This is a genomic window from Nocardia sp. NPDC050175 (genome assembly GCF_044459885.1).
Taxonomy (GTDB): Bacteria; Actinomycetota; Actinomycetes; order Mycobacteriales; family Mycobacteriaceae; genus Nocardia.
Genome location: NZ_JBITJI010000013.1, coordinates 206829 through 226320, shown reverse-complemented (window position 1 = coordinate 226320; position 19492 = coordinate 206829). Strand labels below are relative to the sequence as shown.

Annotated in this window: 22 protein-coding genes; 12 read left to right on the top strand and 10 right to left on the bottom strand. The window is 68.0% G+C overall.

Features of this window, described 5'->3' with window-relative positions:
- Positions 1-354: 354 nt before the first annotated feature.
- From ACIBK2_RS35850 to ACIBK2_RS35840, 3 genes are all read right to left on the bottom strand, one after another.
- Complete coding sequence (locus ACIBK2_RS35850; protein ID WP_396974021.1) at positions 355-2121, bottom strand: FAD-binding protein; 1767 nt, start codon at positions 2119-2121, stop codon at positions 355-357.
- A 96-nt stretch (positions 2122-2217) separates the two neighbouring features.
- Complete coding sequence (locus ACIBK2_RS35845; protein WP_396974019.1) at positions 2218-2466, bottom strand: hypothetical protein; 249 nt, start codon at positions 2464-2466, stop codon at positions 2218-2220.
- 14 nt (positions 2467-2480) lie between these two features.
- The gene (locus tag ACIBK2_RS35840; RefSeq protein WP_396974017.1) at positions 2481-3335 is read right to left on the bottom strand and encodes a PHP domain-containing protein; all 855 of its coding nucleotides are present in this window, start codon (positions 3333-3335) and stop codon (positions 2481-2483) included.
- A 62-nt stretch (positions 3336-3397) separates the two neighbouring features.
- Between ACIBK2_RS35840 and ACIBK2_RS35835 the strand changes: the two genes are divergently transcribed.
- Positions 3398-4474 (top strand): magnesium and cobalt transport protein CorA, encoded by a 1077-nt coding sequence (locus ACIBK2_RS35835; RefSeq protein WP_396974015.1) that lies wholly within the window; start codon positions 3398-3400, stop codon positions 4472-4474.
- A 6-nt stretch (positions 4475-4480) separates the two neighbouring features.
- Here the strand turns inward: ACIBK2_RS35835 and ACIBK2_RS35830 are convergent, their stop codons facing one another.
- From ACIBK2_RS35830 to ACIBK2_RS35820, 3 genes are read right to left on the bottom strand one after another with little or no spacing between them, the layout of a single operon-like run.
- Positions 4481-5062 (bottom strand): suppressor of fused domain protein, encoded by a 582-nt coding sequence (locus ACIBK2_RS35830; protein WP_396974013.1) that lies wholly within the window; start codon positions 5060-5062, stop codon positions 4481-4483.
- Positions 5063-5065: 3 nt separating this feature from the next.
- Positions 5066-5557 (bottom strand): general stress protein, encoded by a 492-nt coding sequence (locus tag ACIBK2_RS35825; protein WP_396974012.1) that lies wholly within the window; start codon positions 5555-5557, stop codon positions 5066-5068.
- Positions 5558-5575: 18 nt separating this feature from the next.
- Positions 5576-6547, bottom strand: coding sequence for an HpcH/HpaI aldolase/citrate lyase family protein (locus ACIBK2_RS35820; protein WP_396974010.1), 972 nt, complete (start codon positions 6545-6547; stop codon positions 5576-5578).
- A 57-nt stretch (positions 6548-6604) separates the two neighbouring features.
- On the opposite strand from ACIBK2_RS35820, the gene ACIBK2_RS35815 reads away from it, so the two are divergent.
- The 9 genes from ACIBK2_RS35815 to ACIBK2_RS35775 all read left to right on the top strand — a co-directional run bounded on the left by ACIBK2_RS35815 (position 6605) and on the right by ACIBK2_RS35775 (position 14258).
- Positions 6605-7891, top strand: coding sequence for a magnesium transporter MgtE N-terminal domain-containing protein (locus ACIBK2_RS35815; RefSeq protein ID WP_396974008.1), 1287 nt, complete (start codon positions 6605-6607; stop codon positions 7889-7891).
- Positions 7884-8447 (top strand): DUF1003 domain-containing protein, encoded by a 564-nt coding sequence (locus ACIBK2_RS35810; protein ID WP_396974006.1) that lies wholly within the window; start codon positions 7884-7886, stop codon positions 8445-8447. Before ACIBK2_RS35815 ends, ACIBK2_RS35810 begins: the two co-directional genes overlap by 8 nt.
- A gap of 360 nt (positions 8448-8807) precedes the next feature.
- Complete coding sequence (locus ACIBK2_RS35805) at positions 8808-9980, top strand: lytic murein transglycosylase (RefSeq protein WP_396974004.1); 1173 nt, start codon at positions 8808-8810, stop codon at positions 9978-9980.
- Positions 9981-10093: 113 nt separating this feature from the next.
- Positions 10094-10957: a lytic transglycosylase domain-containing protein gene (locus ACIBK2_RS35800; protein ID WP_396974002.1), complete on the top strand. Its 864-nt coding sequence runs from the start codon at positions 10094-10096 to the stop codon at positions 10955-10957.
- A gap of 19 nt (positions 10958-10976) precedes the next feature.
- Positions 10977-12113 carry an Mrp/NBP35 family ATP-binding protein gene (locus ACIBK2_RS35795; RefSeq protein WP_396974000.1) on the top strand — a complete coding sequence of 379 codons (1137 nt, stop codon included), beginning with the start codon at positions 10977-10979 and terminating at the stop codon, positions 12111-12113.
- 72 nt (positions 12114-12185) lie between these two features.
- Positions 12186-12506: a DivIVA domain-containing protein gene (locus ACIBK2_RS35790; RefSeq protein WP_357381023.1), complete on the top strand. Its 321-nt coding sequence runs from the start codon at positions 12186-12188 to the stop codon at positions 12504-12506.
- Positions 12503-13111: a DNA-3-methyladenine glycosylase I gene (locus ACIBK2_RS35785; RefSeq protein WP_396973998.1), complete on the top strand. Its 609-nt coding sequence runs from the start codon at positions 12503-12505 to the stop codon at positions 13109-13111. The genes ACIBK2_RS35790 and ACIBK2_RS35785 overlap by 4 nt, the downstream gene beginning before the upstream one ends.
- 141 nt (positions 13112-13252) lie before the next feature.
- Positions 13253-13420, top strand: a complete 168-nt coding sequence (locus ACIBK2_RS35780) for a DUF3117 domain-containing protein (protein ID WP_011211259.1) — start codon at positions 13253-13255, stop codon at positions 13418-13420.
- Positions 13407-14258 carry a putative RNA methyltransferase gene (locus tag ACIBK2_RS35775; RefSeq protein ID WP_396973996.1) on the top strand — a complete coding sequence of 284 codons (852 nt, stop codon included), beginning with the start codon at positions 13407-13409 and terminating at the stop codon, positions 14256-14258. The genes ACIBK2_RS35780 and ACIBK2_RS35775 overlap by 14 nt, the downstream gene beginning before the upstream one ends.
- Positions 14259-14390: 132 nt before the next feature.
- Here the strand turns inward: ACIBK2_RS35775 and glgA are convergent, their stop codons facing one another.
- Positions 14391-15548 carry a glycogen synthase gene (gene glgA, locus ACIBK2_RS35770; RefSeq protein WP_396974147.1) on the bottom strand — a complete coding sequence of 386 codons (1158 nt, stop codon included), beginning with the start codon at positions 15546-15548 and terminating at the stop codon, positions 14391-14393.
- A 137-nt stretch (positions 15549-15685) separates the two neighbouring features.
- On the opposite strand from glgA, the gene glgC reads away from it, so the two are divergent.
- Positions 15686-16900 carry a glucose-1-phosphate adenylyltransferase gene (gene glgC, locus ACIBK2_RS35765; protein ID WP_357381029.1) on the top strand — a complete coding sequence of 405 codons (1215 nt, stop codon included), beginning with the start codon at positions 15686-15688 and terminating at the stop codon, positions 16898-16900.
- 12 nt (positions 16901-16912) lie between these two features.
- Here the strand turns inward: glgC and ACIBK2_RS35760 are convergent, their stop codons facing one another.
- From ACIBK2_RS35760 to ACIBK2_RS35750, 3 genes are all read right to left on the bottom strand, one after another.
- Positions 16913-17140 carry a hypothetical protein gene (locus ACIBK2_RS35760; protein ID WP_396973994.1) on the bottom strand — a complete coding sequence of 76 codons (228 nt, stop codon included), beginning with the start codon at positions 17138-17140 and terminating at the stop codon, positions 16913-16915.
- 379 nt (positions 17141-17519) lie between these two features.
- On the bottom strand, positions 17520-17759 hold the full coding sequence (locus ACIBK2_RS35755; RefSeq protein WP_396973992.1) for a hypothetical protein: 240 nt from the start codon (positions 17757-17759) through the stop codon (positions 17520-17522).
- 85 nt (positions 17760-17844) lie between these two features.
- Positions 17845-18477: an O-methyltransferase gene (locus ACIBK2_RS35750; protein WP_379280751.1), complete on the bottom strand. Its 633-nt coding sequence runs from the start codon at positions 18475-18477 to the stop codon at positions 17845-17847.
- Positions 18478-18773: 296 nt separating this feature from the next.
- On the opposite strand from ACIBK2_RS35750, the gene sigE reads away from it, so the two are divergent.
- Positions 18774-19433, top strand: coding sequence for an RNA polymerase sigma factor SigE (gene sigE / locus ACIBK2_RS35745; RefSeq protein ID WP_357381035.1), 660 nt, complete (start codon positions 18774-18776; stop codon positions 19431-19433).
- The last annotated feature ends 59 nt before the right edge of the window (positions 19434-19492 follow it).

Below are 19492 nucleotides of genomic sequence, written 5' to 3'. Positions count from 1 at the left end.
CGAGTGCGCTGACCGGTACGTTTCGCTGTTACGGCGGGTCACGAAAACCCGTAGCCGATTTCGCTGACGTGGCGCGGCACTGATCCGCGGAGCGGGAGCCGGACGGGTAGGTCCGGACAGAACATGCGGCGTGATCCTCGGGTCGCGACGGTGCGTCGCGAGGCGGAGATCTCCGTAACTCCAGAACCCGGCGGTGGCTTAGGTAAAGGAATCCGACACATTCTGCCAGCACAGTCCGCGACTTGCCAAACCGGTCGGGTTCCCGCTGTGTCGCGCGCCGGTGTCCAGCCTACTGCGGCGGAATTACCAGGTGGTAAGGGAAAACTCGCGCGGGCGCGGCCCGGCGGTGAGCTGTCACAACGCGATCGGGCCTGCGGGTGTGAGGTGCGGGGCGGTCCCGTCCTCGTCTTCGGGCAGGATCTCCGGCGCGTCCGGGATCGCCGCCGAGCGCGCGCTCAGCACGCCCGCCTCCCTGGTGTGCGCGACCGCGGGGCCGCGGGCATCGAGCACGAGAGCCTCGCGCCTGCCGCGCGGGAACGGCTCGCGGACGGGCGCCACCACGATCTCCGTGGCACCGATGACACCGGCGTCCAGCGCCGCCATTTCCCGCGCGTCCGGCCGTACCCACACGTTGTCCAGCCCCCCTGACATCAGCCGCACCCGCCAGTCCGCCTCGGCCCCTGGATGATCGGTGCGCCGATGCATGCCGCGGCTCTCGGTCCGCGCCAGCGCGCTGTACTTGGTCCACCGCGCCACCGCGAGCAATGCCGCCGCCTGCCTGGCCCGCAACCGATCCAAACCGGTACCGCCCAGGTCGAATTCAGCACCGGGCCACATCGAGTCGAGCTCGCCGATGCTGTCGACCAGGCTGCCCGCGCTGCGCCAATAGCTGCGCCGCAACGGCAGCGTGTGTTCCTGCACCAGTCCGACCACCGCGCGCGGATCGATCCGCGCCACCGCGCTGAGTCCGGCACCGGCCACCTCACGCACCGGGCTGCGCCGGTCGGCCGAGCGCGCATACCTGGCCGCGCCGGTGCCCGCCCACACGCCGGACGCGATGGCCCACGCGCCACCCTGACCGCCGAAACCGCTGACCGCGCCGGTGATCGGCTCCCTGGTGGTCACGTCGCCCGCGCCGAACAGCCCGCCGACCGTGGTCGCGCAGTCCGGGCCCGCGAGGCGCAGGCCGCCGGTGCCGCGCACGGTGCCCTCCAGCACGGCCCGCAGCGGCACCCGTCCGGTGCGGTCGATCAGCCCCTGCTCGGACAGCCAGCCGCGCATCGTGGCGGGTACGTCGTCGAGTGCCGCGAACACCCGGCGACCGTCGGCGATCGCGGCGAAGGCCGCGGCCCGATGGCCTTCCAGGACCGTGCCCGACTCGTCGTAGAGGGTGGCGAAGTGCAGCCCGAGGCCGAGCGCGGAATTCACCGGCGCAGCTGGTCGCGGCACGTTCACCACGGGTGTCAGGCCGTACGCGCTGGAGAACTCCATGCCAGATAGCTGGGCACCGGCCTCCGCGGCGAAGAGCAGTCCGTCGCCGGTGTCCACGTCGGTGCCCGCCCCGCCGGACAGGAACGCGCAGCCGCCGGTGGCCACCACCACGGCACCCGCCCGCACGGTCCACGCCTGGAACTGATTGTGCTGCTGCACCCCGGTCGCCCCGGCGACCTTGCCGTCGCGATCGACGAGCAGTTGCAGTGCGGGATGGTGATCGAGGATGTGCACGCCCGCATTGAGCACGCTGCGCCGCATCCGGCGCAGGTAGCTGGCACCGTCCAAATACACCCGCAGCGAGGAGCCGGGCCCCGCGCCGGGGAATCGATAACCCCAGCGGGCCAGCTGTTCGACGCGCAGGTGTGTCTCCTCCAGCACTCGATGCATCCAGTCCGGGTCGCCGAGTCCGCCGCCGTGTGCGTAGCCACGGTGCACTGCCTCGTCCCTGGCCGGTCCGGGCGGGATGTTCCACAGGGAGGTGGCGCCGTGGGCCGTCGGGCCGCTGGTGCCGCATCTGGCCTTGTCGGCGAGCACGACCCTGGCGCCGGTGGCGGCGGCGGATACGGCGGCCCAGGTTCCGGCGGGCCCGCCGCCCAAAACCAGTACGTCCGTCTCGAGTTCCGCCACAAAGAGAAATGTTCGGCCACAATTCACGGAACCGCAACCATTAACGGAATATTTATCGCTGCCGTATTCGATCCGTTGTCAGCGAGCGGGCGTTGATCAGCTCCACCACTGGGTCCACAGCAATAATCCAGCGGCAACAAAAACAACCACAGATCCGGAAAAGGCGGCTAAACCCCGACGCTTATCCGAATAAATCTGTGCCGCAACGGCAATCACTGCGGACACTACATGCCACGTCACCGATTCACTGCCCGGACCGGGGAAGTCCCGCCGGGCCGCGACCACCGCGGTGCCGATGACGACAAGCATCAGCGCCACGGTTCCCGCGGCGACCGCCCCGCTCACCCCGCGAACCACTTTCACGAGGCGATCACCGGCACGCCGGTCGCCTTACCGGCCAGCACCTCGAATTGCGCGGGGTCGGTGGTGAACTGACCGAGGTGGATGGTCTTGTTGCTGCCGTGATAGTCCGACGAGCCGGTGGTGAGCAGGCCGAGCTCGGCGGCCAGGTCGGCGAGTACCGCACGATCCGGCGCGGAGTGGTCCGGATGGTCGAGCTCGAGTCCGCCGAGCCCGAGCGTGGCCAGCTCGCGGATGTCGTCCAGCGCGAGCAGCCTGCCCCGCTTGCGGGCCCGCGCGTGCGCGATCACGCTCACCCCGCCCGCAGTGGCGATCATCTCGACCGCACGCCGCAACGGCGTGTCGGCCTTCTCCGCGTAGTACGGGCCGTGCGGCGCGAGCAATTCCTCGAACGCGGCATCGACGCTCGGCACCACACCCGCCGCGACCAGCGCCCTGGCCAAGTGCGGACGACCCGCGGACGGGCCCGCCGAGGCGAGCACCGCATCGGGATCGATCGGTAATCCGTCGGCCACCATCCGATCGGCCATCGCGCGCACCCGCTCGACCCGCTCGCCGCGCAGCCGCTCGCGTTCGTCGGCGAAACTGCGATCGGTCGGGTCGAACAGATAGGCCAGCAGATGTACCGGCACCGGCCAGCCGTCCTCGCCGAGGCCGATGCACGACATCTCCATGCCGCGGACCAGCGTCAATCCCTTCGGCAGCGCGTCGACCGCCTCGGTCCAGCCCGCCGTCGTGTCGTGGTCGGTGATCGCCACGACGTCCAAGCCGGCGGCGGCCGCGTTCCGTACCAATTCCGCTGGGGAGTCGGTGCCGTCGGACGCGGTCGAATGGGTGTGGAGGTCGATGCGCACGCCCTCAGTCTTACAGTGCGCATGCCAGGAACCGCACGCCGCAGGCGACGTAGCATCGCGATGTGCCGTCTATTCCGCCGCTACCGTCGTTCCGCGGTTCGAACCGCCCGGTCCGCGTTCTGCCGCGGATTCCGATCCCGACCGCGCGGGCGATTGTCGACTGCGGTGTCTATGTCGAAGGACGGCGACTGCCTGGCCGGTTCACCCACAAGGATGCGATGGCCGAGGTCAACAATCGCGGCACCGGATTCGTCTGGGTCGGCCTGCACGATCCGGACGAGGCCCAGATGGCCGATATCGCCGAGACATTCGGCCTGCACGCGCTCGCGGCCGAGGACGCCGTCACCAAACATCAACGCCCCAAGCTGGAACGCTACGACGACACACTGGTGCTGGTGATGCGCACGGTCGCCTACGTCGAGCACGAGTTGCACAGCATCAGCGAGATCGTGGAGACCGGCGAGATCATGGTCTTCGCCGCGCCGGACTTCGTGGTGTCCGTGCGCCACGGCGAACACTCCGAACTCGCCTCGCTCCGTAAGGAACTGGAGGCCGATCCGGCGAAGCTGATGTTCGGCCCCGGCGCGGTGTTGCACGCGATCGCCGACCACGTGGTGGATTCGTATATCGAAGTGACCCAGTCGGTCGAGCTCGATATCGATGCGATGGAGGAAGAGGTCTTCACCCCGCGCAGCCAGGTCGCGATCGAGTCGATCTACCAGCTCAAGCGGGAAGTCGTCGAACTGCGCCGGGCGGTGAACCCACTCGCGATCCCGCTGCAGCTGCTCGGGCACAAGCCGGATATCCCGCTGCCCAAGGAGATTCGGCGATACATGCGCGATGTGGCCGACCACCACGCCGGTGTCGCCGACCGCATCAGCGACTTCGACGAGGCGCTGAGCGCGCTGATCAGCGCCGCGCTGGCCAAGGTCGGCGTGCAGCAGAACACCGACATGCGCAAGATCTCGGCCTGGGTCGCGATCGCCGCGGTGCCGACGATGATCGCGGGCATTTACGGCATGAACTTCACGCACATGCCGGGATTGGAAGCGACCTGGGGCTTTTGGCTGGTGATCGCCGTTACCCTCGGCATCTGCGCGGTGCTGTACGCCAACTTCCATCGCAACAACTGGCTCTAGCCCGAATTACAGGCTGGCGGCGCCTCTTTCGGGGTCACGCACGTCGATTCCCGCCTCGGCCCAGGCATCCCGCAACGCCTGCGCCCCGCGCACCCGCACCCACGCCGCCTCGGTGGCGGTCACCGGCGTCACCGCGAAGTAGCGAACCGGCTCGGCGGGCGCGGGCAGCACGACCTCGGGAATCCCACTGTCCCCCAGCAGCACCGCGGAGAACGGCGCACCGTGCCACATCGGCTCGCCCAGGTCCATCAGCGCATCCGCTTGCAGCACAACACCTTCCACCGCGGGCGCGGCGGCGAGCACGCCGAGCGTCTTGGCCAGGCCCGAGCTCGCGCCCGCCGTGCCGCGCAGCGTGAGCACCAGCTCGGCCCTCGGTCCCTGCACCGGATCGGCAAGCAGCGCAGTGGGATCGCCCATCGGATGCCGGGAACCACCCACCGTCGCGTAATGCACGAGCTCGCCGTCGACGATCCGCAGGATCTCGATCGGCTCCAACCCGAGGAACGTCACCGACGCCGAATCGACGCCGGTCGCAGGCACACCGAAATGGTCGAGCACACCGGTGCGGACCGTCGACACCACCTCCATGCGTCAGATAGCCAGCCGCGCAAGCATGTCCCGCGCCTGTTCCGCGGACTTCGGGTCGCACAGCACGTCATAGCGCCCGGCCACCAGCTGCATGGTGGACGCGAAGTCGCGCTGCCCCTTGGTCGCCGCGTACGGGATCGAGGTGGAGATGACGCCGAAGATGATGCCGCCGACCAGACCGACCAGCAGCGGGCCGAGCGCGCCGCTGGTGGTGAACAGGCTCAACAGCAGACCGAGGAACAGGCCCAACCAGGCTCCGCTCACCACACCGCCACCGATGACCTTGCCCCACGTCAGCCGGTAGAGGACCCGCTCGACCTGCATGAGGTCGACGCCGACGATCGTCACGTCCTGCACCGGGAACTGCCCGTCGGCCAGGTAGTCGACGGCCTTCTGCGCCTCGGCGTAGGTCGGATAGGAGCCGACCGGCCAGCCGGACGGCGGCGTCGGCAGGCCCTGCCGTGCGCGATTCGAGTTCCCCAAGGGATTCGTCATGTCTCTATTCTGCTATTTCTACCGGTTTTCCGGGGGTGTGAAACGCGTGGTGCCCGTCATGGGAGATCGCAGCATTGCCGCCGCTCGGCCCTTATCCGCGATCACCTGGGCCATTTTCGCACTGGCCTCATCGATCATTTCGTCGCCCAGCATTACCGCGCCGCGCGCGCCGCCCTCGGCCGAGGTGTGGAAGGCGTATGCGTCGAGGATCAACTCGGCGCGATCGTAGTCGGACTGACGCGGGCTGAAGATCTCGTTGGCCGCCTCGATCTGGCCGGGATGCAGCACCCACTTGCCGTCGAAGCCGAGCGCGGCGGTGCGCCCAGCGGCCCGCCGGAAGCCGTCCACGTCCCGAATCTGCAGGTACGGGCCGTCGATCGCCTGCAGGCCGTGTGCGCGGGCGGTGAGCAGGATCGTCATCAGGATGTGGTGATAGGCATCACCGGTGTCGTAGCCCTCCGGCTGTTCGCCGACCACCAGGGTGCGCATGTTGATGCTGGCCATGAAGTCGGCCGGGCCGAACACCAGCGCCTGCACGCGCGGGCTCGCGGTGGCGATCTCGTCGATATTGCGCAATCCCAACGCGTTTTCGATCTGCGGCTCGATGCCGATCCGGCCGACCTCGAGCCCGGTCGCCTTCTCCAACTGGGTGAGCAGCAGATCCAGCGCGCGCACCTGACCGGCGTCGGTCACCTTCGGCAGCAGGATGGCGTCCAGCGCCGTGCCCGCGCCCTCGACGATGGTGATCACGTCCGTGTAGGTCCACTGCGTGGTCCAGTCGTTGACGCGGACCACTCGCAATTGTGATCCCCAGTCGGAATCGTTGAGCGCCGCCACGATATTCGCCCGCGCCTCGGCCTTGGCGGGCGGTGCGACGGCGTCCTCCAGATCGAGAAACACCTCGTCGACGGGCAGGCCCTTGGCCTTTTCGATCATCTTCTTGCTGCTGCCCGGACAGGCGAGCACCGAACGGCGCGGCTTCAAGATCACTCCCGTCGATCGTGGCGTGGTACTGACACCCGCTCCCGAACCTCTAGCCTGGCAAGCATGGCAGCTACCAGGGTGTACGTCGCCAGGCTGGCCGGCCTGGTGGTGTTGGGACCGGACGGCGAGTCTATCGGCCGGGTCCGCGATGTCGTCGTGGCCATCCGGTACGACCGGCAACAGCCCCGCATTCACGGCCTCGTCGTCGAATTACCCACGCGGCGGCGCATTTTCGTGCCGATCCTGCGGGTCACCGCGATCGAGCCCGGCGTGGTGACACTGAACACCGGGACGGTCAGCCTGCGCCGCTTCCACCAACGGCCCGGCGAGATGCTCGCGCTGGCGCAGATCGTGGATTCCTCGGTGCGCGTGGAGGATCCGGATCTGCCGGACCTCGCCGACGTGGATGTCATCGTCGTCGATCTCGGCATGGAACAGACCCGGACCAGGGATTGGCGGGTAACCAGGGTCGCGGTGCGCGGGCATCGCCGGATCGGGCGTCGGCGCACCGTGCACGTAGTGGATTGGATCGATGTCTCAGGACTGACCCCGAAGGACATCGACCAGCCGGGCCAAGAGGTCACCCAGCTGCTCGAGCAGTTCGAGGGGTTGCGACCCGCCGACGTCGCGCATCTGCTGCGCGAGCTGCCGGAGAAACGCCGCCTCGAGGTGGCGGTCGCGCTCGACGACGAACGGCTCGCCGACGTGGTGCAGGAGCTGCCCGACGACGAGCAGGTCGATCTGCTCGGCCATCTGGAGGTCCGCCGCGCCGCCGACGTGCTCGAGGCGATGGATCCCGACGACGCCGCCGACCTGCTCGGCGAGCTGCCGATCAGCGAGGCCGAATCGCTGCTCGCCCTGATGGACCCGGAGGAGTCCGAACCGGTTCGCAGGCTGCTCGCACATTCCCCGTACAGCGCGGGCGGCCTGATGACGCCCAAGCCGGTGATCCTCACGCCGTCCACCACGGTCGCCGAGGCGCTGGCCCGGGTGCGCAACCCCGATCTGACGCCGGCGCTGGCCTCGATGGTGTTCGTGGTCCGGCCGCCGACTTCGACCCCCACCGGCCGGTATCTCGGGTCGGTGCACATCCAGCGGCTGCTGCGCGAGCCGCCCGCCCATCTGGTCGGCGGCATCCTCGACGCGGGGCTGGCTCCGTTGCGGGCAGACGTCCCGCTGGCCGCGGTGACCCGCTACTTCGCGACCTACAACCTGGTCTGCGGACCGGTGGTGGACGAGGAGAACCACCTGCTCGGCGCGGTCAGCGTCGACGACGTGCTCGACCATTTGCTACCCGATGACTGGCGCGACCAGGAAGAGCTACACGAAGGGATAGCTGGACATGAGTGACAAGGTCGGCGGCGCGCGGCAGCGGCTGGAGACGCCGGTCGAGTCGCGGTTCCGCATCGATTGGGACGCGGACGCGCTCGCGCGCAGCAGCGAGCGGGTCGCCAGATTCCTCGGTACCGGCCGCTACCTGGCCATTCAGACGTTCATCGTGATCGTTTGGATCACGTTAAATGTGGGCGTCATCGCGTTGCGCTGGGATCCATATCCGTTCATTCTGTTGAATCTGGCGTTCTCTACCCAGGCCGCCTATGCCGCACCGTTGATCCTGCTCGCGCAGAACCGGCAGGACAACCGCGACCGGGTCTCGCTGGAGGAGGACCGGATGCGGGCCGCCCAGACCAAGGCGGATACCGAGTTCCTCGCCCGCGAACTCGCAGCGTTGCGGATCGCGGTCGGCGAAGTCGCGACTCGCGACTATTTGCGCAGGGAATTGGAGGAGATGAAGGAGATACTCGATCGGATCGAGGGTGCGGGCAACAACAAGCCGCAACGCAAGAAGAGTTCCGGCCGAAAGCAGGCTCCAGCCCCGGTTTCACCGCCTGTAGCTGACGATTGACCGGAAATACCGAACAACTACCTGACTGGTGGGTAACCTGGACAGCGTTGTCCCGAGCGGTGCCGGGAAGGGGATGTCCCAGATAGCCGCTCACACGACGTAGAGGATTGGTGTGGCTGAATGCGTATATCTACTCCGATAACCGTCTCGGCCCTGGTCGTAGCCGGTCTTGTCGCCTCTGGCTCAGCCTCTGATCCCTCTTCCCCGGCCGGCGCGCCCACCGCACCTGAGGCTTTGCTGGCCGCCTCGACGAATCCGGCCGGATCCGCGGACGCGTCCGGCAGGTCGAGCGAGACCGGACTGTCTAAGACAGTTGGACTCCTTCCGGTCACCCAGGAGTCGCCCCGCAAACTTCGGGCAATGACTCCGTCGGACGGCTCGGCGCCGTTCGCCGGGCGAGTGCCGCTGCAGGAGATCTCGCTGCCGCTTGTCGGTGGTGCGCTCGGTATCCCGGAAATCGTGCTCGCCGCGTACCGCAACGCCGAACTCGCGCTGGAGTCCTCCACGCCCGAGTGCGGGTTGTCCTGGAGTCTGCTGGCCGGCATCGGCCGGATCGAATCGGGCCACGCGGGCGGCGGACGCACCGACGCCGCGGGCACCACGGTCACGCCGATCTACGGCCCCGCGCTGGACGGCACGCTGCCCGGTAACGAGATCATCAAAGAGGCCAGCGGCGGTTACGTCCGCGCGGTCGGGCCGATGCAGTTCCTGCCCGGCACCTGGGCCCACTACGCCGCCGACGGTAACGGCGACGGTGTCGCCGATCCGAACAATGTCTTCGACGCCGCGCTCGCCGCGGGCAAGTACCTGTGCTCGGGCGGACTGAACCTGCGCGATCAGGGCCAGGAACTCCAGGCGGTGCTGCGCTACAACAACTCGGCGGCCTACGCGGCCAACGTGCTCAGCTGGGCGGCGGCCTACCGCACCGGCGGCGCGCCGACCCAGGTGACCATCTCCCCCGATCTGATCCCGCCGGGCACCGCACCCGCCCAGATCCCGGACATGACGGCGGTCACCTACACCAACAACACGCCGACCACGACGGCCCCCACGGCGCCGCAGACCACCACGGCGCCGACGCCGACCCAGGTGATGATCAACATCCCCGGTCTGCCGCCGATCCCCTGTGGCATCTTCTGCCCGCCGCCGCCGAAGCCGCTCAATCCCTGTGAGCCCGCGGTGATTCCGGCCCCGATGCCGCAGCCCGGCGAGCAGGCCGAGCCTGCCATCGTGCCCGGCGCGCCCGCACAGACCTTCGGGGCAGGCGTGGCCGCGCCGAAGGATCCGGCGCACCCGGAGCCGCCCGTGGCGCCGGTCTGCACGCCGCCGGACGCCGCCCAGCAGCATGCCCCGGCACCGGCCCCCGCGCCCGGCCAGCAGGCCGTACAGACGCCGGAATCGACACCGGAGGCCGCACCCACCGTGACGGTCGATCCAACGGCACCGACGGTAGACGCGGCACCGACCCAGCAGCCGGGCATCACGTTGCCCTTCGGCATCGTGATCCCGCTGCCGCCCGCCCCCCAGGGCTGACGCCACACTCGAAGCAGGTCACGAAGTAGTAACAAAAAGGTCTCGGATGCGGTAGTCTCCTCTTCGTCAGATCACGAAGGGCTCACATCGAGCCGTTGGAGGGTCACTGCACAGTGGGGCGTCACCGAAAACAACCAGCTGTCACCGTTAAGCGCAGCTCGGTTATTGCATTGACCGGATTGGTTCCCGCTGGACTGATGGCGTGCACCGCCGCGTCCAATGTGGGACAAGCGACCACCGCGACCGCGGTGGCACAGCACCTGCCGGGGGACGATCAGGACGAGCTGGGCGCCAAACCCGCAGCACTGATGACCGACCCGGGCGCGACGACCGAATTCGTGGCCAACAAGATGGCCAAGCCGAGCGGTCCGCCGGTGGTGAAAAGCGTTGCGCTGGCTGATGGTCGGCAGCTCGCGTCGCTACCCGCCGGGCCGGCGGGTATCCCGGGCATCGCGGTCGCGGCCTATCAGAACGCCGAACGCATCCTCGCCGAGGAGAACCCGACCTGCGCCATGCCGTGGTCGATGCTCGCCGGGATCGGCCGCGTCGAATCGACGCACGCGTACGGCAAGGCCGACGCCGACGGTAACCCGCTCACCAAGGTCTACGGCCCGGTGCTCGACGGAAGCCTGTACGGCAACAACGTCGTTCACGACACCGACGGCGGCGAGCTGGACGGCCTGGCCGGTTACGACCGCGCGATCGGCCCGATGCAGTTCCTGCCGCAGACCTGGAAGCGCTACGCCGCCGACGGCAACGGTGACGGCATCGCCGATCCACAGAACCTCTTCGACGCGGCACTGACCGCCGGAAAGTACCTGTGCGACGGCGGTTTGAACATGCGCGACCTGGCCCAGCAATCCAAGGCGATCCTGCGCTACAACAACTCGATGGCCTACGTCGCCAATGTCATGGCGTGGGAAACCTCCTACGCCAATGGTGTCGCACCACGGGCCGGGGACCTGCCCAGAATTTGACACGCCTAAAATTCCTGCCATGCCAGTAGTTACGGAATCGGATGTGCGGGGCGCTCTCGCCAAGGTCGACGATCCGGAGATCCGCAAGCCGATCACCGAACTGGGCATGGTGAAGAGCATTGCGATCAATGCGGACAGCAATGTCCACATCGAGGTCTACCTGACCACGGCGGGCTGCCCGCTGCGCACCGAGATCATCCAGCGCGTCACCAAGGCCGTCGCCGACGTGTCCGGCGTCGGCGCGGTCACCGTCGACCTCGACGTGATGAACGACGAGCAGCGCACCAACCTGCGCAAGCAGCTGCGCGGCGACTCCGCCGACCCGGTCATCCCGTTCGCCCAGCCCGGCTCGCTGACCCGCGTGTACGCGGTCGCCTCCGGCAAGGGCGGCGTCGGAAAGTCCAGCGTCACCGTCAATCTCGCCGCCGCCATGGCCGCGCGCGGGCTCTCCGTCGGCATCCTGGACGCCGACATCTACGGCCACTCGATCCCCCGCATGCTCGGCACCGACGCCCGGCCCACCCAGGTCGAGAAGATGATCATGCCGCCGCAGGCGCACGGCGTGAAGATGATCTCCATCGCGCAGTTCACCCAGGGCAATACGCCGGTGGTGTGGCGCGGCCCGATGCTGCACCGCGCGCTGCAGCAGTTCCTCGCCGACGTGTTCTGGGGCGACCTGGACGTGCTGCTGCTCGACCTGCCGCCGGGCACCGGCGACATCGCCATCTCGATCGCCCAGCTCATCCCCGGCGCCGAGATCCTCGTCGTCACCACCCCGCAGATCGCCGCCGCCGAGGTGGCCGAGCGGGCGGGCGCCATCGCGCTGCAGACCAGGCAGCGGATCGCCGGCGTGGTGGAGAACATGTCCTGGCTGGACCTGCCCGACGGCAGCCGGATGGAGCTCTACGGCGCAGGCGGCGGGCAGGTGGTCGCCGACCGTCTCACCCGCGCCGTCGGTGCCGACGTGCCGCTGCTCGGGCAGATCCCGATCGAGCAGGCCGTGCGGGAAGCGGGCGACGACGGCACGCCGATCGTGCTGCGCTCCCCCGAGACCCCGGCCGCCAAGGCGCTGCTCGACATCGCCGACAAGCTGGCCGTCCGCCGCCGCGGGCTGGCAGGTATGTCGCTGAATATCGACACGACCCGCCACGGGTGACAGAGCTAGACGACCGATTTCCGCGTGGGCGTTGTTCGCTCGCTGTCGGTGGGTGGCAATAAGCTCGGGGGCATGCTCACGTTGCTTCTGTACGTGCTGATCGTCGGTCTCGTTGCCGCGGTGCTGTTCCTGCTCGCCAGTGCGGTATTCGGGCGGGCCGAGGAGCTGGGCCCGCTGCCGGAGGGGACCACGGCCACCGTGCTGCCCGCCGAGGGGATCTCCGGCGCCGATGTCCGGTCGCTGCGGTTCCAGCAGGTGGTGCGCGGCTACAAGGCCTCGGAGGTGGACTGGTCGCTGGCCAGGCTCGCCGCCAGAATCGACGAGCTACAACATCAACTGGCCGAAGCGCAGGCCGCGCGGTGGCAGGCACCGGTCGCGCCGGAGGCCAAATGAGCCCGGCCGCGATGCCCCCGGCCGAGGACGACGGCCGGATCCGCTGCCCCTGGCCGCTGGAAAGCCAGTTGTACCGCGACTATCACGATTTCGAGTGGGGAAAGCCGCTGCACGGCGACGACGCCCTCTTCGAACGACTGTGTCTCGAGGCGTTCCAGTCGGGCCTGTCCTGGATCACCATCCTGCGCAAGCGGCCCGCCTTCCGGGCCGCGTTCGCCGGGTTCTCGATCGACCGCGTCGCCGAGTTCGGCGAGGCCGACACGGCGCGTCTGCTCGCCGACACGGGCATCGTGCGCAACCGGCTGAAGATCGAGGCGGCGATCGGCAACGCCCGGGTTGCGCGCGAACTCGATATCGGACTGGACACATTGCTCTGGTCGTTCGCACCCGACCCGCGGCCACGCCCGAAAACCGGGTCCGAGGTGCCCGCCACTACACCCGAATCCGTAGCTCTGGCAAAAGAATTGAAGCGGCGCGGGTTCCGTTTCGTCGGGCCGACCACGGCCTACGCGTTGATGCAGGCGACCGGGATGGTAGACGATCACCTGGCCGATTGCTGGGTCGGTAGTGACGTGTCCGACACAGTCCGACCGGTCACTTTTTGAACTCAGGTATCCGTCCACATCCGCGATAGGGAAGAATGGGACAGGTGTAGCTCGCCAAATGCCGGCGAGCTCGCTGGTTGGTGACAACTGGAGTTCCAAGAAAGTGCGCAGCATATCGCGCAGATCTGGAGGGAGCAGAGGATGGCGGCCATGAAGCCCCGTACCGGGGACGGTCCCCTCGAGGCAACCAAGGAAGGGCGTGGAATCGTCATGCGGGTTCCACTCGAGGGTGGCGGGCGTTTGGTCGTCGAACTCACGCCGGACGAGGCCGCGGCGCTCGGCGACGAACTGAAGAGTGTCACCAGCTGATACCTCAGCGCTGGCCGCTGTGGCCGGTCTGCTGGCTTGCCCGGAATGCGCGCTCGGACTCGAGCCGTGTGATCGGGTACTGCGCTGCGGGCACGGGCACAGTTTCGACATCGCCAAGCAGGGCTATGTCAGCCTGCTGACCGGCGCGTCGACCAAAATGACCGGTGACACCGCGGCCATGCTGGACGCGCGTGCCACCTTTCAAGGTGGGGGACATTTCGCACCGATCGCCGCCGCGGTAGCGGAGGCAGTCGGGCCGGACACGCATGCGTCCGGCACAGTGCTGGAGGTGGGCGCGGGCACCGGCTACTACCTGGCCGGTGCGCTCGACGCCGCACCGTCGACCCGCGGCATCGCGCTGGACGTGGCCAAACCGGCCGCCAAACGCTGCGCCCGCGCGCACCCACGGGCCGCGTCGGTACTAGCCGACGCCTGGCGCGGGCTGCCCGCCCGCGACGGCACCCTGCGCGCCGTGCTTTCGGTGTTCGCACCGCGCAATCCGGCCGAGGTCGCCCGGGTGCTCACCGAGGACGGCCGATTCGTCGTCGCCACCCCCACCGAACGGCACCTGCGCGAATTGGTCGGACCACTCGGCATGGTGACCGTCGACCCGGACAAGGATCGCAGGCTCGACACGGCCATGTCCGGCCACTTCGCCGCCGTCGATCGCATCCTGGTCGAATACCCGATGAAACTCACGAGGGCCGACGTGGCGAATGTCGTCGGTATGGGGCCTTCCGCCCACCACGCGGCCACCGAGGACGCGCGCATCGCGGGCCTACACGAAGTAACCGAGGTCACCGCCTCAGTCCTGGTCTCGACTTACCGCCCGACCTAACCCGCAGACCACACGTCGAATCCGACCGAAGGTCACCTTCGGTCGATCTCATATTTCCGACCGAAGGCGCCCTTCAGTCGCCTACACCTACCGAAGGTCGCCCTCGGTCGGGTTAGCTCCTTGGGGCGGACCTCAGGACTTGCGGACCTGCTCGTAGACGCCGACGGTCTGTGCCGCGATCTGAGACCAATCGAATTCGGCGATCGCCCGCGCCCGGCCCGCCGCACCGAACTCGGCGGCCAGCACTGGATCACCGGCGACCTCGTTGATCGCGGTCGCCAATGCCCGCTCGTACTCCTCGGGCGCGTTCGGGTCGTAATGCACCAACCGCCCGGTGCCGCCATCGACAACCACCTCGGGGATGCCGCCGACATCCGAGGCGACCACCGCGGTCGCACACGCCATCGCCTCCAGGTTCACGATGCCGAGCGGCTCGTACACCGACGGGCACACGAACACCGTGGCGGCGGCCAGGATCTGCCGGATCTGCTCGGTGGGCAGCATCTCGCGCACCCAGAACACATTGCCTCGACTGCGCTGCAGTTCCTCGACCGCGGCGGCCGTCTCCGCCTCCAGCTCCTTGGTGTCCGGCGCGCCGGCGCACAGCACCAGTTGGATGTCCGGATCGAAGTCGCGGGCCGCGGCGAGCAGATGCCCGACGCCCTTCTGCCGGGTGATCCGCCCGACGAACGCCACCATCGGCTGGTCGGTCCGCACCCCGAGCACCGCGAGCACCGGCCGCGCGCCCGCCGCCACCGGCCCCGGGTACCACATGCCCGCGTCGATGCCGTTGTGCACGACGTGCACCCGGTCCGGGTCGACCGCGGGATAGGCGTCGAGCACGTCGTGGCGCATGCCCTCGCTCACCGCGATGATCGCGTCCGCGTGTTCCACCGCGTTGCGTTCCGACCAGGAGGAGAGCCGATAGCCGCCGCCGAGCTGTTCGGCCTTCCACGGCCGTCGTGGCTCCAGCGAATGTGCGGTCAGTACGTGTGGGATGCCGTAGAGCGTGGCCGCGAGGTGTCCGGCCAAGCCGGTGTACCAAGTGTGTGAATGCACGACGTCCACCTGCCCGGCGGCGTCGGCCATCCGCAGCTGCGCGGACATCATCTGCAGTGCGGCGTTGGCGGCGTAGAGCTGCGGATCCGGTTGGTGCACCACGGCATCGGTGCGCGCGACCCCCATGCAATGCACAGTGACCTCGCACAGTCGCCGCAGCTGCGCGGTCAACTGGGTGACATGCACCCCGGCCCCGCCATATACCTCGGGTGGGTATTCACGGGTCAGCATCGCGACCCGAAGCCGCTCGTGCGCGCCGGAATCCGCCGTCGAGCGCGGGGTGTCCGTGCCGAAACTCACCAGGTTCAAAGTAGACGTTCACCTCCGCTGGGGCCACTCGCGCGGCGGTTACCCGGTAGTTTGGCAGTGTGAGGAGCCAGCCGCACGTACTCGGGATCGTGCTCGCCGGTGGCGAGGGCAAGCGACTCTTTCCACTCACGGCGGACCGTGCCAAACCAGCGGTGCCATTCGGCGGCGCGTATCGACTGATCGATTTCGTCCTCAGCAACCTGGTCAACGCGGGTTTCCTACGCCTGTGCGTGCTCACCCAGTACAAGTCGCACTCGCTGGATCGGCACATCTCGCAGACCTGGCGGCTGTCCGGTTTCGGCGGCGAATACATCACCCCGGTGCCCGCGCAGCAGCGGCTCGGGCCGCGCTGGTACACCGGCAGCGCCGACGCGATCATGCAGTCGCTGAACCTGATCTATGACGAAGACCCCGACTACATCGTGGTTTTCGGCGCCGATCACGTGTACCGGATGGATCCGGAGCAGATGGTCAACCATCACATCGAGTCCGGTGCGGGCGTCACCGTCGCGGGTATTCGGGTGCCGCGCAGCGAGGCGAGCGCGTTCGGCTGCATCGACTCCGACGAGTCCGGTCTGATCACCCAGTTCTTGGAGAAGCCCGCGCATCCGCCCGGCACGCCCGATGATCCCAATGTCACTTTTGCGTCAATGGGCAACTACGTCTTCACCACCAAGGTGCTGGTGGATTCGATCAAGGCCGACGCGGACAACTCCGACTCCGATCACGACATGGGCGGCGACATCATTCCGGCGCTGGTCGCCGCGGGCCAGGCCGGCGTCTACGACTTCGCCGACAACGAGGTGCCCGGCGCGACCGAACGCGACCGCGGCTACTGGCGCGACGTCGGCACCATCGACGCCTTCTACGACGCGCACATGGACTTGGTCTCGGTGCACCCGGTCTTCAACCTGTACAACCGGCATTGGCCGATTCGTGGCGCCGCCGAGAACCTGCCGCCCGCGAAGTTCGCCCAGGGCGGGCTCGCGCAGGAGTGCATCGTCGGCGCGGGCAGCATCCTGTCGGCCGCCACCGTCCGCAATTCGGTGCTCAGTTCCAATGTGGTGATCGACGACGGCGCGACCGTCGAGGGCAGCGTGCTGATGCCCGGCGTCCGGATCGGGCGCGGCGCGGTGGTGCGCCGGGCCATCCTGGACAAGAACGTGGTGGTCGGCGAGGGCGAGATCATCGGGGTCGATCTGGACCGCGATCGCGACCGCTTCGCCGTCAGCAACGGCGGCGTCGTCACCGTAGGCAAGGGCGTCTGGGTGTAGCTCGTCGGCTGATCAGAGCCGTGGTGCGGGCGTAGCCGGGCAGAACGGCGCGCAGGGGCCGGGGGTGCGCGGCACGGTCGATTTGGACGGCTGACCGAAGTCGGCGGTGCTGACCAGGTAGACCACCAGCACCGCGGCCATCAGGACAAGGGCGAAGGCGACCAGCGCCCCGCCCCAGTGAATCTGCGGGCGCCCGTCGTCATCGTTGTTGTTGCTGTTGTTCAAGATGTAATAGATCACTCAGATCGCACCTCTTCCGCATGCCCCCGCCCGGGGCATCACCGCTCTGGTCTCGGATGTGCTCTGAGCAGCATGCGCCTCGAATCGCCGCGCTGTTGCTGTATTCGCCGACTCGCCCGCGACGGCACTGGTGACCGGCCCACCCCTCCCGGGTCGGTCACCAGCTATCCGGCGGGCCTCCGCGCGCGTCCGTACCGTGGCTCCCCTTCCTCGAACGCGACCTGTCGAAGGCGAACCGGCCATCGTACATCCGTTGCAGGCCTTCGTATTCCATGACATATCCCACACCGGGTCGCGCAATGCTCAGCACGACAAGCGAATTCGCCGGGACACGCGAAACCACGCGCCACCTATCGGGTGCGCGTGACTCGGGAGAGAACTACTGGCCGGGCGCTGGAGGTGCGGGCGGAGCCGGGCAGAACGGCTCGCAGGACCCGTGCGTCGGGGTGACTTTCGCTGGGCCGGAATCGAAATCGGCGTTGCTGACCACCACCATCGCGACCACCGCGGCGACAATGATCAAGCCGAAGAAGAACAGCGCGGGCCGCAGCCAACTCGTTCGAGTTTCGAAGATGGTGTGGCCGATGTGGCCGATTTCGAACAGTTCGTGCCCGCGCATGTGCAGTACCTCCGCCACCGGAATACCCGGCGCGGCACAAGGAAACCGCGATGTCGGTACGAATGTCGGCGTGCGTGCGGCGTGGCTAACCGCGGGAAGCGCAGAGCAACCCGTCGCCGACGGGAATCAGCACGCTGGTGAGTTCCGGATCCTCGGCGATCGCCCGGGTGGCCGCGCGCACCGCCTGGGTCGCCGGATCCCGTTGCGCCGCATCGGGTACCCGACCGCCGAGCAGCGCGTTGTGCAACAGGATCGCGCCGCCGGCACGCAGCAGTCGCACCGCCTGGGTGACGTACTGCGGGTGCTCGAGCGGCGCGGCATCGATGAAAACCAGGTCGTAGGCTCCGTCGGCGAGCCGGGGTAGCACGTCCAGCGCACGGCCGTTGATCAGCCGGGTGCGCGCGGGCGGAATCTCAGCGGCGCGGAAAGCCTCCTTGGCAGCGCGCTGGTGCTCCGGCTCGGAATCGATGGTGGTCAGTGTGCCGTCCTCGCGCATGCCGTCGAGCAGCCACAGCCCACTGATCCCGGCGCCGGTACCCACCTCGACCACGGCTTTGGCGTCGAGCAGCTGTGCGTACATGCTGAGCAGCGCCCCCACCGACGGCGGCACCGGCACCGCACCGAGTTCGGTGGACCGTTCGCGCGCGCTGACGAGGATCTCGTCTTCTACGACGGATTCCTCCACGTAGGCGAGATTTCGCTCCAAATTCGATGCCACGCCTATGAGGTTAATGCTGGGCGCCTTGTCTGGGCGTTCCGAACTACCCGCGCCGCTGAGCAATCTCTCCGCAGTTTTCTCAGGTGTCCCTCAGCATCTCCATATCCAGGCCATATCAGGACAGGAAAGAGTAGGGGCAACGCAAGACCAACAGACCGGCTCGACACGGGACACGGGAACAACAACAGACAGGTTGTCGGTTGTAACCCCACGTAACGGTTTCAGGTCCGAAAGAGATTTCGGATCGAAGCTATGTTCCGAGTTTACGGTCCCTAGTAGGAGGTAGCCCCATCCACATGGTCGATGCGGCGCGTGAGCACGCCACCCTGCCAGAGCAGATTCTGCCGATCGAGTCCGACGCCGCCGAGGAGGCCGTCGATCTCACCGGTACCGCTGCTTTCGATGCCACCGGTGACCGGGCGGCCATGCCGTCCTGGGACGACCTGGTCCGCGAACACGCCGACCGTGTCTACCGCCTTGCCTACCGTCTTTCCGGCGACGCCCAGGATGCCGAGGACCTGACTCAGGACACCTTCATCCGGGTCTTCCGCTCCCTGTCCAGCTACCAGCCGGGCACCTTCGAGGGCTGGTTGCACCGCATCACCACCAACCTGTTCCTCGACATGGTCCGTCGCCGCAACCGCATCCGGATGGAGGCGCTGCCCGAGGACTACGACCGGGTCCCGTCCGAGGGTCCCGACCCGGAGCAGGCCTATCACGACGCCCGCCTCGACCCGGATCTGCAGCGCGCGCTCGATTCGCTCGCGCCGGAATTCCGCGCCGCGGTCGTGCTGTGTGACATCGAGGGCCTCTCCTACGAGGAGATCGGCGCTACGCTCGGGGTGAAACTCGGCACCGTGCGCAGCCGGATTCATCGTGGGCGACAGGCACTGCGCGACTACCTTGCGCATAATGGAAGTGAGCAGCGGTTCGCCGCTGAAGCAAGTATCGGGTGAGCTGGACGAAGCCGGCATCGCCCTACGATTCGGATGATGTCGGTTGGAAGGGTGAACAC